This is a genomic window from Streptomyces sp. NPDC055025, from assembly GCF_053608565.1.
On sequence record NZ_JBSGVS010000045.1, the window covers coordinates 19,497 to 32,491 of the forward strand.

Genomic DNA, 12,995 nt, shown 5'->3' on the forward strand with positions numbered 1-12,995 from the left:
GCGGGCCGTGCGGCCCAACTCTAGGATCGCAGCGTCGGACTGACGGTCGGTGAGTCGGCGATCCACGAGGAGGGCCGCGGGATGGGCACGGAAAGCGCCGGGAGCGCCGGGAGCGCCGGGAGCGGGATCAGACAGGCGGGGCAGAGCGACCGGGCGACCCTCGTACGGCTGCTCGAACAGGCCTTCGATGACGACCCGGTGAGCTGCTGGGTCTTTCCCGACGCGGCCCGTCGTCACCAGGTGCACGGTCTCTTCCTCGGGGTGTTCGCCGATATCGCGCTCGCCCATGGGCGGGTCGACATCATGGAGGACGAGACGGCCATGGCCCTCTGGCTCCATGTGCCGGCGGGCATGCCCGAGGGGGAGGACGACACTCCGGCCCTGATGCGGGAGACGGCCGATCCGGACAATGAGCGCGCCGAGCTGGTCGGCCGGTTGACGGGTGTGATCCATCCGCACGACCGGGCGCACGAGTATCTGATGATGATCGCGGTGTCTCCGGAGCACCAGGGGCGCGGTCTGGGCCGGTCACTGATCGCGCCGGTGCTGGAGCGCTGTGACCGGGACGGCGTGGCGGTCTATCTGGAGGCGAGCAGCGAGCGCAGCCGCAGGCTGTACGAACGGCTCGGTTTCGCCTTCATGGGGACCACGGTCGATCTGCCCGGCGGACCGCATATGTGGCCGATGTGGCGCGAGCCGCGGGGCGGCTGAGAGCCGGGCGGAGTGGCTGAGCCCCTGGTCGGGACGGTCGAGCCCCTGGGCGGGACCGTTGACCCCCTGGGCAGGGCGGCCGAACGCCGGGGGAGTGGCCGGACACCGGGCCCGGCCGGGCAGTCGGAGTCCGCGGCCGGTTTTCGCCGTCGGCACGCTCGTACCGGAGAGGGCGCGGACTTTCGGGAACGGTTTACTTGTCCGGAAGTACGACAGGAAGCGGTGACCCGTGCTGCGAGGGAAGATCCGCTAGCGCTACAGTCCGCGCCATGACAGCGGAGTCGACGGACACATGGGCGGGTTGGTACCGGGACCGCCAGGGGGCGGAAGCGATCACCCTCACCGCGGGTGGGCGGCAAGTGCGCACCCGAATAAGGGGAGTCGAGTACGAAGGAGCGGATTTCGCCGCGCTGGAAGCGGTAGGGGCGGGCGAGGCTCTGGCGTCGTGCGTCATGGAGTGGGACATCCCGCTGCCCGTCACCTCGGAGGGCGCGGTCCAGCAGGCCACGCTGAGCTGTCTGCTGGCGCTCGGCGAGCGCGGCGCCGAGTCCTCGGGCGGCCGGGGACCGGACCTCAGTCTCACTCTGCACTTCGGCGGGGCGGCCTATGCGTCGGGTATCGCCGGGGGCGGGTTCGAGGAGGCGCTCGACCGTATCCGGCGTCAGCTTCCGGCCGGTATGGAACTGGGCGGCAAGTCGCTGGTGGGGGCGGCCTGATGGTGTGAGGTCTCTTCGAGGACGAGGCCATGACGGCCGGCCCGGCGCGTGCGGCGCGCGGCCGGCGCGTCGGCGAACCGGTCCCGGCGGACGAGACGCGCCGAGCCCGGTGGGACCCGGCTCGGCGGACCACTGATGGGGCCACCCCGATGGGGCCCCGATGGGACCACTCCGATGGGGCGGGCCTGATGGGGCGGGCGGCCGGTTCGTCCGGCGTCCGGCACCCAACGCTCCGAGGACCCGCCGTCCGGCACCCAACGCGCCAAGGACCCCGGCCCCTTGCGCCGCCGTCCGTCAACCGCCCGACGGGGCAGCCGACTCCTCGATCCAGCCACCGTCCACGGCCGGGTTGTCGTCGTGGAGGACGAATTCCTCCTCGATGTCGACGGGCTGGAAACCGGCCGCGATGAGTTGGTCGAGGAGCGCGTCCAGCCGGGCACGCGCCACCGGCCGGCCGACCCCACGCGCGCGCTGGGTGACGAAGCGTTCCTGGACCCCGCCCGGCAGCACCCGCCGGGCATTGCGCGAGATATGCGCGGAGTGCCCCTCGACGACCGCGGTGAGCCGCTTGGTGTCGTAGGGGATCGGCAGCCGTAACTTGATGTGGTGCTCGAAGTGGCAGTGCGCCGGGAGCGTCGCCGCCTCCGCGTCGGTCTGCGGTACGCCCGCGTTCCAGGGCGCCGCCTCTATTTTCGTCCGTACGACGGTGAATCCGGCCCGCGCCAGACGCTCCACGCACTGCTCGGCCGCCCGGCGCTGCTCGTCGAGGCTGCCCGTGCCGTGCAGGGTGAGCATCGGCTGGGAGGGGGTGCGGCCGCGGTCCAGAACGATATGGGTGAGTTTGAGGCCGTGGGCCGCCGCCCACGCACCGAGCGACGCGATCGTGTCCGGCCGGTCGGCCCGTACCGTCACATGCGTTTCGAAATCGCCCTCGATGCCCCGGCCGAACTCGTCGTCCGGCGACGCGCCGGTGTCCGTACTGAAGTCCACCGAGAGACGTTACCAAGGGGAACGGGGGAAGGGGCGCCCCTTGGTGCGGTTCGGGGCGCCCCTGTCGAGCCGTTCTGTACTTCGGTCCTGCCCGTGGGGGGAGGTCGGGGGCCGAGGTCAGGAAACCTTGGCGAGGGCGGCGGCGAGGCCGTTCACCCAGAGCTGGTTCACCCGGGCGCGCTCGGCGGCGTTCGGCTGGGAGTTCTGGCAGGACGTGCCGGGGCCGCCACCCGACATCAGCTCGCTGCACGGACCGGAGTAGTGGTCCGGGAGGCCGAGGACGTGCCCGGTCTCGTGCGCGGTGACACGGGTGGAGTTGTACTGCTGGTTCTGCCGGTAGTCCAGGAAGATATAACCCCGGCCATGACCGTCGGTGCTCGCGTACGAGCCGCGCGAGTCATTTCCCTCGTAGTACGCGAAATCGGCATTGCTGCCCGACTGGAGCTTCACATTGCTGACGGCGCTGTTCCAGATCGATGTGCTGCTGGCTATCTGACTGGCGAAGCTCGGCGCGTTCGACGCGTTGTAGACCACGGTGACGGCCTGTACGCCCGGGTTCGCGGCGCGCTTTTCGGCCACGGACTTCAGCACGGCGTCGAAGAACGCCTTGTTGGCGGCGGCCTCCGCCTTCGAGCCGGCGTAGGCGGCGTACGAACCGGCGGCCGCGGGTGCGGTGGTGGCGGCGTCGGCGGCGGTGGCCGTGGGTGCGACACTGAACGCGGTCGCGAATGCCAGACCAATTCCGCAGATCGCGGAAATCGCCGTCTTGGGGTGCTTCATGTGGGGGGCTCCCTACTCGTCCGGTGAACGGGTTCGGTGAACGGGTTCGGCACGGGAGAGTCTCGGGGAGCCGGGCGCCCGGCGGATGATGTCAATTCCCGATAGCACCAGCGCATCACCCTGGCCGCCTTTCAGTGAATGCGCTGCCAATTACTGCGATTTGGACACCTGGTGCGGCTCATGAGGCGGCTCTACCCTCTGGGACATGGAGCTGGAGGTGAGGCACTTGCGTGCCCTGTGCGCCATTGCCGACACCGGCAGTCTGCACAAGGCGGCACGGCAGCTGGGGATGAGCCAGCCGTCCCTGACGACCCAGCTGCGGCGTATCGAGAACTCCCTGGGCGCCGAGCTGTTCTCGCGTGAGCGCACCGGCTGCCGGCCCACCCCGCTGGGCCGTTCCGTGGTGAGCCGGGCCCGGCCGCTGGTCTCCGGGATGGCCGCGCTGGTCGCCGAGGCGCGGGCGGCGGCCGGTCTGACGGGCGGTCCGCGGCTGCGGATCGGATCCACCGCGAGCCGAGCGCTGGTGGGCTGGCTGCGCCGGCTCAGACAGCGGCTGCCGGGCACGGACATCTCGCTCCAGATGGATGTCTCGGCCAACGCGCTGCTGCGGACGGTCGCGGCGGGGCAGCTCGATGTGGCCTTCGTGCACGAGGTGGAGGGCTGCCCGCTCAATGTCCCGGAGGGGCTGGAGAGGCGGGTACTGGTCGAGCGGGAACCGCAGTTCATCTCCATGGCCCGCGACCATCCGGCGGCGGCCAGCCCGGTGGTGGAACTCGCCGATCTCGCGGGGGACCGCTGGATGGTCGATCCCACGGTGGACGGTGAATGGGACGGGCTGCGCCGGGTGCTGGGCGCGGCCGGACTCAACCCGCCCGTCCTGCACGGGGATTACCTGACGGCCGCGTCACTCATCGCGGTCGGCGAGGCGGTGGCGCCCTGCCAGCCCACCTCGCGCCCGCGCGAGGACATGGTGATAAGACCCCTGAGGGACGACCCGCTGGCGGTGCGGCTGCTGCTCTTCTCGCGTCCGGCGACGGGCGGGGAGGACGGACCGGCGCCCCGGGAGACCGGTCCAGGCCCCGACCTCGACCGCGGCCCGAACCCCGACCTGGGCCCCGGCCACGATCCCGGAGCCCTGGGCACCGGGCGGCTGTCCATCGGCGCGGAGGTCTTCCGCGATCTGGAGGAGGCCTACCGCGAGGCCGCCCTGGGAGCGGCCGACTACCGTCTCTGGCTGACCCGCAACAAGAGCCCGCTCCTGCACGCTCCGGCGGCCTGAGGCGGCGCCTGGCGGAGGAGTTCGCTGCGGGGGAAGCCTGCCGTGGTACCGCGAGGCGGGGCGTCCGTACGGGCGAAGACGGTGACGCCCGCCCGCCTCCCGCAGGCGCCCCGCACCCGCACGTGCCCCGCGTGCCCGGTGCCCCGCGCGCCCCGCGTCTCGCGCGCCCGGCGCCCCGCGCGCGCCAGCCGGCCGACCTTCCGCGCCGGGCGAACAGCGCGTCGTCCGCCATGGCCCCGGGGAAGGATGGGCTTCATGGCGACCGCACCTCCATCCCCATCCCCACCTCCACTTCCACACCCACCGGCCCGTGTCAGCCGTACGGCCGTGCTCTCCGACATCCATGGCGTGCTGCCCGCCCTGGACGCCGTGCTCGCGGAACCCGACGTCCGCGCCGCCGAGCGCATCGTGGTGACCGGTGACATCGCCGCGGGACCGCAGCCGGTCGAGGTGCTCGACCGGCTCGCGGAGCTGGGGGAGCGGGCCGTACTGATCGGTGGCAACGCCGACCGCGAACTGGTCGAGGAGCGCCGGGGCCGGCCCCCGGCGATCCCGGACGAGATCGCCTCCTGGGCCGCGGGCCGGCTGCGTGAGGACCAACTCGCCCTGTTGGCCCGGCTGCCGCTGACACGGCGGCTCCATGTGTCCGGACTCGGCGAGGTCCTGTTCTGCCACGCGACGCCGCGTAACGACGAGGAAGTCGTCCTCGTCGACTCCCGCCTCGCTCGCTGGACGGAGGTCTTCGAAGGTCTCGACGAGTCCATCCGTACGGTTGTGTGCGGCCACACCCATATGCCCTTCGTACGGCTCGCCCACGGCCGCCAGGTCGTCAACCCGGGCAGCGTCGGCATGCCGTACGGCCGGCCGGGCGCGCACTGGGCCCTGCTCGGCCCCGGCGTCGAACTGCGCGTCACCCACTTCGACATCGACGCCGCCGTCACCGCGCTGACGGAGCGGTCCGGTTTCCCCGGCATCGCCGGGTGGGCCGACTACTTCCTCCACGCCCGCGCGAGCGACGCCGACGCGCTGGAGATCTTCGGCCCCCGGGACGGCCGTACCGGTCCGCGCCTCTGAGATGCTGCCCGACGGAACGGGTTCGGCAGACGGAGGCGGGAGAGAGCCGGTGGGTTTCACGGATGAGGTCTGGCACGTCGTGGCGCGCGAGGACGGGCGGACGGTCGGGCACATCGCCATCGAGGTGGCCGACTTCCCCTGGCTCAGCGGCCGGTTCACCCCCGGCCCGGCCTTCGAGTCGGTACGGCCGCTCTTCGACCACGAGCTGGCACTGCTCGACCACATCGACGAGAACCAGGACGCGTGGGAGGCGTCCTACGACGCCGTCGAACACGCGGTCGCCCTCCACTCCCCGGACGGCCCCGTCGCGGAGTTCCTGCTCCACATCAAGGGCGACCGAGCCTGGTTCCGCTGGAGCGACACCCCGTTCCCGGAGGACTGATCCCCCCCGCCCCGGACGGACACGTCCCCCGACCGAAAAGATGACCGCACCCGGACCGTCAGGGACGCCGTGTTCGGCGGCCTGGGGGCCGGGTGCGGTCAGGTAGACGCTGTGGGGGTGGAAACCACAGGTCAGAGGGGTTGATCAATAGATCAAGCCTTCTTCGTCTCCTAGGAACGGGCCGGGTCGGTGACCTGCGGGGATGTCTCCTGCGGGTCGCTGACCTGGCCTTTTAGTGATTGGTGGCGATGGGGGGCGACGGCCTTGAGCGGGTGTCCTGCGGACTGTGTGCGGACCGGCACGCGGTCGTCTTAGTGATGGGGCAGTTCTCCGCTACGGCATGGTCGCTGGCACTGGTGTGCGAGTGGGAGGTCCTTAACCGGGTGGAGGATGAGTGTCAGATGATGGATAAAGATGTCGCGAGCTTCGGGGCGAGGTGAGGGTAAAGGGGCAGGCCGACGCGGTCGACTAGGGAGGATGAGGACGTAGGCGTCAGTGGTGGTGCGGGGATGTCAAATCATTGGCTGGGCCTCCGTGCCTCGATGGCGTCCAGCGCTTTGCGGACGGTGGTGACCCAGGCGTGGTCCTGCCCGAGCCGGTCTTCCAAAGTGGCCAGGACTGCCGCGTACGCCTCCGCGGCCTCCGCCGACGGCAGCAGGCCCAGGTCGTGACGGCACTGGGCGAGGCGGAAGCGGGTCATCAATGCCTCCTCGTGGTTGGCTCCGAGTGCGGTGATCTCTCCCGCGAGGGCCTGCTCGTACCAGTGCAGCGCCTCGGTCCGACCCTCGTGCGCGTGCAGCATTCGGGCCAGGCAGTAGGCCGCCTTCCGGGCGTAGGCGTCGGCGGTTCCCAGGATGTCGGTGTATGCCTTTGCGACCTCCCGCAGCTCGTCCTGCGCCTCCCCATGGCGTTCCAGCGCCTTCAGCGTGTGGGCCAGGCAGTGGCGTTCGGACAGCACCTGCGAGTCCCGAGCGTCCACGGTGAGTAGTCGGTCCGCCAGTACGGCGCGGATCTCCTGCTCGGCTTCGGCTGGGCGGTCGCAGTACCGGAGCATGTCGCCCCGTAGGTGTCGGAGCCCGAGCGCCTCCGGGAGGGTGGGAGAACGCCTGTCCCCACTGCCGTCGAACCAGGGCAGCGACGCGTCGAGCAGAACAATGGCGTCCCGGCGACGGTCCTGGTGGGCGAGGTTGTCACACAGGCACTGGAGCATGCTCCAGTACAGCGTGTGCGTCATTCCCTCGGCGCCATACCCCTCCAGGTCGGTCAGCACCGAGCGGTACTCGGCTTCGGCCTCGGCCCACCGCTCGGCGGAGTCCAGTGCGTGCGCCAGCTGGTGTCGGTTGTGTAGCGGTAGAAAGCGGTGGTCCCCCGGCGTGCGGCTATCGAGGTTCTCGGCCAGTGCCCGGTACTCGGCGAGCGACCCCTCTTCCCCGTGGCCTCGTGCCATCATGCGCTGGGCGACGGTGGCGTGGGTGAGAAGGGTGAATGGGTCGTCGGGGCCCAGCTCCCGGCGGCGGGCTTCCAGGACAGCGCGTAGTTCCGCTTCCTCCTCGGCATCGGTGATCCGGCCATACTTGTGACGGGTGAGGGCGACGTTATAGCGGGTGATCAGCGTCTCGGGATGGTCCGGACCCTGGACCGCCAGCTGGCTGGCCAGGACGTCCTCGTACTCACGCAGTTCCTCCTCGCCGTCGAGCAGGCTTAGGGTGGCGCGGTGACGGACGGACAGCCGCACCGGGTGGTCTTCGGGGAGGACGGCGGCTCGGCGGAGCAGTAGGCGGGCGAGTGCCGCGTCCATGTCTGAGGCGGGGAGGTTGGAGAAGTTGAAGAAGGCGTAGGCGGCGAGCCCGGCCCGCAACAGCGGCAGCAGCAGCGCGTCGTCTCCTGTCCCGGCGTTCCTCTCTGGTGCGGCGTCCAGGGCGGCAGTGACATGGGGGGCCAGCAGACGCCACCAGGGCCAGTTGGCCGGCTGTTCGGGGGCGTGGGCCGCGCCCTGCGCGAGGAGTCGGGCCGCAGCATGCCACACTGCCAGACGCTCTTCAGGTGGGTCGTCGGCGAGCCGCAGAGCGTTGACCTCCCGCACCAGCCGGTGGCTGACGAGACACGGGAACGGCTCCGCCTTGTCGGCCAGACCGTTCGGCCCGATGTCAACGACGTCGATCAGGTTCAGGTCGACCAGGGCCTCTAGGGCCCGGTCGATCCGGTCCGCCCGGTCCGCATCCGTGCTGGGCGGGCATGGCAGGACATCGGGGTCCAGCAGGTCGACGGGGAACGGAGCCGCGGCGCAGCAGGACAGCAGCCGCATAAGGGTGCGGGCCTCCGGCAGTTGCTGTTCCTCCAGCAGGTCCAGGGACAACTCCCAGGTGCGGCCGATCAGACGGCGGTGCGCGCGTTCGGCGTCGGATTCCTCGGGCCGCCAGTGCCCGCCCTGGTCGAGCAGTTCGGCGCCGACCTCGCCGAGCGCGTCGGCGTAGGCCGCGAAGCTTCGTAGCCGGCCGCCAGGCCGGCGGCTCCGGTTGCGCAGGAGTCCGGCGCCGCGCGCCGCGCGGGCAAGGTGGGAGCCGGCGAGTTTGAGTGCCAGGGGCAGTCCGTCGAGTCGTTCGGCGAGTGTCTGTGCCTCCGCCGGGCCGCCGGACTCCCCGGCGAGGTCGAGCAGGACATCCCGCCCGTCGGCGGGGCTAAGGACGCCGACCCGGTGGGTGTCGGCTTCCCGGCCCCAGACGTCGGGGTTGCCGACCCGGGTGGTGACCACCGTCAGGCCGGAGAGGCTTGAGCGCAGCCAGCCAGTCCCGTCGCCGGGCGTGCCACCTGGCGCGGCGAGCCACGCGGGTTCGTCGGCGTTGTCCAGCACCAGCAGCCACGGGTGTTCGGCGCGGTCGAGCAGGCCCCACACCAGATCGGTGGCGCTGGTGCGACCAGACCAGGCCGCTTCGATGTCCCCGTCGTCGGCGCCCAGTTCGCGAGCCACCTCTCGCATACCGGTGACGGGCCCTTCCGGGGTGGCCGCAGACAGCCAGAAGACACGGTACCCGCGATCCCGGGCCTGACGGGCCAGGTGCAGGGCCACGGCGGTCTTGCCGCAGCCACCGAGGCCGCACAGGACCTGCGGCCGACTCTCGCCCTCGGCCAGTCTGGTCTCCAGCTGAGCCAACAACGCATCGCGGCCCCGCAGACGCGGCGGCAGCTCGCCGTAGGGCGGGCGGATGGAGAACGTTCCCGGGCCTACCAAAGCGGGGGGCTCGTCCGCCTCAGGGGGCGTCTCGGCTGAGGGCTCAGAGCCGTCGGCGCGGGCGGCCCGCTTCTCCGCGTTCACCGCCCGCTGGGCGGCTTCTCTGACTGCAGCCCAGTCCCGGTCGGGGGTGACGTCACAGCCGCGGAGCAGGGCGGCGAGCTTCTCCCAGGTGGGGACCCGCCGTGCGGTCAGCGCGTCGGAGACGGTGCTGCGGCCCACGCCGCTGCCGTCGGCCAGTTCCCGTACCCCTGAGTACCCCGCCCCTCGCGCTACCTCTTGGAGCCGATGCGCCAACTCCCGTGCCGCGCTCGGCGCGTTGCCGTCGACCTGTCCAAAGCCCGCTGCCACCCGTCCCCTCCCCGTGGTCACTGGTTAGACCCGAGCTTAGGCAATGTCCGGCCGGACGTCCGCAGGACAGCGGACACCGGACGTTCCCGCAGGCACGCACCGTGCTACTCGTCGGCTGTCCGGCGGCTGTCCGATGGCCCTTCAGGACGATTCCACACCCGCCTAAACCAGGGGGCAGCGGCGGTCGACGCCGCGTCACCGAGTAGGCAGGAGAACGGGAATGATCGTAGATCTGGGTTTGGCGGCGGCGGATTTCGTGCAAGCGCACCACAGTGAGCTGCAGTTGGGGTTCACCGTGCTCAGGCTGGCCGTCGAGGTTGCGCGGGGTGTCCGGTGGGGGACGCGGCGGCGGGACGGAAGGGTGGACATCGTCGTTGCTGAGGACACTATCCGGAGGGAAAGGCGTAATGGACGTCGAGTTGTTCGGCGGACGGGCGAACGATTCATCGGAAACGGTTGTCCCACTTGTCGGCATGGACGATGTGGACACACGGGCTCGTCGAGTTAGGTGGGAATCAGCCGTGTTTGTTGTCATGCGTCGTCCGACAGGTGGTACTCGTCTACTTCCAGCCGTCAAGTGACACCTGAGGACCGCTGTTGAGGTAACGATGGAGGGCGCTGGCCGTGGTGTCTACGAAGCCGACGGGGATGGAATCGGCGTCGACCCAGCAGACCTGGGCATGTTTGCTGGGTTCGCGGTTTTCGGGTTCGCCGGTCCATTTGTGGGTGGCGAAGACGACCGTGAGGAAGCCGTTGGGGGCCTCGACGCCCCAGGCGCCGTGGATGATGTGGGCGACCCTGAGGGACTCAGGCTTCACGGTGAGGCCGGTCTCCTCGTAGAGCTCGCGGACCGCGGTTTCGGTGATGGGTTCGCCCGGTTCGCTCTTGCCGACGGGGAGGTCCCACAGGCCCTGGGCGAACTTGGCGTTCTCGCTGCGCTGGAGGAGGACGACGCGGTTGGTGGCCTTGTCGTGGACGATCACGGCGGCGACCAGCAGGGTCATGGATTCCAGGGCCGGCTTGAGGGCCTTCGGCTGGTCGTTGGTCTGCTGGGCCACGGTGTTCCCTTCGGCGGGCGGGTTGTTGGGCATGTTAGGCGAGGGCCTCGCGGGCGCTGCGGGCGAGATCGGCTGCGCCGGGAACGCGGCGGCGTTGGTAGACCGCGAGCGTGGAGCGGATCGACGTGATCGCCTTACGGGTGCGGTCGGAGGTCATTCCCTCCATGAGGATCAGGGCTTGGGTCCAGGCGGCGACGGCCTCGTCGGCACGGGCCTGGGCTGCGAGGCTGTCGCCGAGGTCGGCGTGGGTGAGGGCGTGGACGCGCTTGTACTTCTCCGGGTCCCAGCGGTTGAGGGCGTCTCGGTGCTGCTGCTCGGTGCCGATGTGGTCGGCGAGGTCGGTCAGGGTGCGGGCGGTGTGGCTGGCCACGGTGCCGGCGGCGGGGCCGCTGACGCGGGAGTAGCTGGGCTGGGGGCCGTCGTCGCGGAGGAGGGCGTCTTCGGCAGCAAGCAGGGCGCGCGCGGCCAAGGGGTTCTCGTTGACCGCGGCGTAGGCGCGGGCGTGAGTGATGTGGAGGAGTGCTTCGGTCTGGCCGTCGACATGGCCGAGGCCGCGCCGCAGGGCGCCTTCGACGAGGTCGACACAGTGGTGGGGCTGCTTGAGGCTCAGGGCCTGGTGGGCGAGGGCGCGCATCATCCAGGCGGCGTGGCCGTGGGGGTCGGCTTCGCAGGCGAGCTTGTAGCCGACCTGGTAGTAGCGCTGGGCCACGCCTTCATGGCCTAGGTCGTGGTGCTTCCACCCTGCGAGGTAGGTGAGTTCGGCTACAGCGCCGAAGGCGGCCCGGCGTAAGACTTCGCTGGGGAAGCGTCCGCGCAGCATGGGTGCGGCGGTGTCCGCGAGGTACGCGGTGACGGTGGTCAGGCCGTGCCCGCCGCCGAGACGCTCGTCGGCGGCGCTGAAGGCCGCGGTGATCTGCCGTACGACGTCCATGTCCTCCGCGCCGACCAGGGACGTGCCCGAGCGGGCGCGGAGCATGCGGGCGGTGGCTTCGTGGTCGTAACCGAGCGGCATGGCGACGCCGGCGGTGGTGAAGGCCGCGATGGCGAGGAAGCGTCGGCGCTCGACGTCGGCCCGGCCCAGGTCGGTGACCGCGAGGACGGGGTCGGATTCCGCCGGCTCTTCGACATCACCGATCTGGAGGCCGATCTCGGCCTGGGTGACCGTGCGTCCCGCTCGGCGGGACAGTGCCTCGGCCAGGTACTGACCTACCCGGCCGGACGGGGCACGGGTGCCATTCACCCAGTGCGAGATGGCCGACTTGTTGGTCTGGAGGATTTCGCCGTTCTCGGCGGCGATGCGCCGCACGTCTCTGGCGAGGGCGTCGTAGGTGCAGTCGACCGCCGCGATGGCGTCGCGCAGACGGGAGTTGGGGTCTCTCTGCGCCGCCATGATCACCTCCGCCCTGGAGCTGTAAACCGCGTATACCGCTTCAACTGGCTTCCACCGTACCCACTGAGCGTGACCATCGGTTCACTTATCAGCAGCTGCCCGGAACGGCGTGACCGTGATCCAGGCTCCCCCTTGGTCCGGGCGGCTCCCCGAAGTTCCGTACGCCCACACCGGGCTCGGGCATTCCTGTGCCCGGACCCGGCCGATCAGAGACGGAGACACGGTGACCACCATCGACACCACGGCCATCACGGTCGAGCTGCCCGAGGCGTTCGACCCGCGCTGGAGCCGCCTGCCCGGCATCCAGGTCGACGGCCGACGCATCACGATCGACCCGGCCGAGTACTTCTTCCGCTTCGAGTCGAACACCTGGCTCGTCGCCGACTGGAAGCTGGTCAAGGTCCAGCTCCTGGACGTGGACGAGACGACCGAGAGCGCGGTCGAGCAGCTCGCGCTCGACTTCATCAAGAACCACGGTGAGTCCACGTCCGACGCCGCCCAGGTCCTGGCGACCGCGTACGAGGTGTACGCGTACCTGTTCCGCGACGAGCACCTGGCCGGCCTCGGCCTGCCGCAGATCACCGCCGGCCACCTGCGGATGCTGCGCGAGGCGGCCACGTTCATGGCGCTCAACAAGGTGGAGCTGGACGGGCACATCTCCAACGTCGGCCCGTGCTGGTTCTTCCCCGCCGCCACCTCCGTCGTCTTCGACCTGGACGACGAGATGGGCGGGATGCTCGACGAGGTCTACCACGGCGGCTGGTTCAACGAGCACCGCCGGATCGAGTCCATCAAGGCCCACGCCGCGCTCGGCGGCCGGCTCGTGCACGGCTGCCAGTCCGTGCCGGACCAGTCCGGCGGCGTGGTCGCGCCCTACGGCGCCTCGATGGCCAACTTCCGTGACGACCTCGCCGCGTTCAAGGCGGGCTGGATCGAGCAGGTCTACGCCCACCGCGTGAACCCCGCCGCGTAACCACCACCCGATCAGGCTCCGGGGCGGGCCGGCATCCGTCGCCCGCCCCGGACGCCACCATC

The 12,995-nt window shown here is 70.6% G+C and carries 11 protein-coding genes; 6 read left to right on the top strand and 5 right to left on the bottom strand.

Translation table 11 applies throughout. The annotated features are described in order from the left end of the window. The first annotated feature begins 81 nt into the window (after window positions 1-81). On the top strand, window positions 82-711 hold the full coding sequence (locus tag ACWGDX_RS25940; RefSeq protein ID WP_453629240.1) for a GNAT family N-acetyltransferase: 630 nt from the start codon (window positions 82-84) through the stop codon (window positions 709-711). A gap of 269 nt (window positions 712-980) precedes the next feature. After that, window positions 981-1,427 (top strand): DUF6304 family protein, encoded by a 447-nt coding sequence (locus ACWGDX_RS25945; RefSeq protein WP_382863345.1) that lies wholly within the window; start codon window positions 981-983, stop codon window positions 1,425-1,427. Window positions 1,428-1,721: 294 nt separating this feature from the next. On the opposite strand, the gene ACWGDX_RS25950 is transcribed toward ACWGDX_RS25945, so the two are convergent. Further along, on the bottom strand, window positions 1,722-2,417 hold the full coding sequence (locus ACWGDX_RS25950; protein ID WP_453629242.1) for a hypothetical protein: 696 nt from the start codon (window positions 2,415-2,417) through the stop codon (window positions 1,722-1,724). Between the two features lie 117 nt (window positions 2,418-2,534). Next, the gene (gene snpA / locus ACWGDX_RS25955) at window positions 2,535-3,197 is read right to left on the bottom strand and encodes a snapalysin (RefSeq protein ID WP_453629244.1); all 663 of its coding nucleotides are present in this window, start codon (window positions 3,195-3,197) and stop codon (window positions 2,535-2,537) included. A 205-nt stretch (window positions 3,198-3,402) separates the two neighbouring features. Between snpA and ACWGDX_RS25960 the strand changes: the two genes are divergently transcribed. The 3 genes from ACWGDX_RS25960 (at window position 3,403) to ACWGDX_RS25970 (ending at window position 5,932) form a co-directional block, all read left to right on the top strand. Further along, entirely contained in the window at window positions 3,403-4,476 is a 1,074-nt protein-coding gene (locus ACWGDX_RS25960; RefSeq protein ID WP_453629245.1) for a LysR family transcriptional regulator, read from the top strand. Window positions 4,477-4,731: 255 nt separating this feature from the next. Next, entirely contained in the window at window positions 4,732-5,550 is an 819-nt protein-coding gene (locus ACWGDX_RS25965) for a metallophosphoesterase family protein (RefSeq protein WP_453629247.1), read from the top strand. Window positions 5,551-5,599: 49 nt separating this feature from the next. Then, complete coding sequence (locus ACWGDX_RS25970; protein ID WP_365903982.1) at window positions 5,600-5,932, top strand: hypothetical protein; 333 nt, start codon at window positions 5,600-5,602, stop codon at window positions 5,930-5,932. A 517-nt stretch (window positions 5,933-6,449) separates the two neighbouring features. Here the strand turns inward: ACWGDX_RS25970 and ACWGDX_RS25975 are convergent. The 3 genes from ACWGDX_RS25975 to ACWGDX_RS25985 all read right to left on the bottom strand — a co-directional run bounded on the left by ACWGDX_RS25975 (window position 6,450) and on the right by ACWGDX_RS25985 (window position 11,960). Then, window positions 6,450-9,512 (bottom strand): hypothetical protein, encoded by a 3,063-nt coding sequence (locus tag ACWGDX_RS25975; protein WP_453629249.1) that lies wholly within the window; start codon window positions 9,510-9,512, stop codon window positions 6,450-6,452. A gap of 560 nt (window positions 9,513-10,072) precedes the next feature. After that, a complete protein-coding gene (locus ACWGDX_RS25980; protein WP_453629251.1) occupies window positions 10,073-10,603 on the bottom strand; it encodes an NUDIX domain-containing protein in 531 nt (176 codons plus the stop codon). Window position 10,604: 1 nt separating this feature from the next. Next, window positions 10,605-11,960, bottom strand: coding sequence for a tetratricopeptide repeat protein (locus ACWGDX_RS25985; RefSeq protein WP_453629253.1), 1,356 nt, complete (start codon window positions 11,958-11,960; stop codon window positions 10,605-10,607). 223 nt (window positions 11,961-12,183) lie between these two features. Here ACWGDX_RS25985 and ACWGDX_RS25990 point away from each other — a divergent pair, with 223 nt between their 5' ends. Then, window positions 12,184-12,933 carry a hypothetical protein gene (locus ACWGDX_RS25990; protein ID WP_453629255.1) on the top strand — a complete coding sequence of 250 codons (750 nt, stop codon included), beginning with the start codon at window positions 12,184-12,186 and terminating at the stop codon, window positions 12,931-12,933. Window positions 12,934-12,995 lie beyond the last annotated feature (62 nt).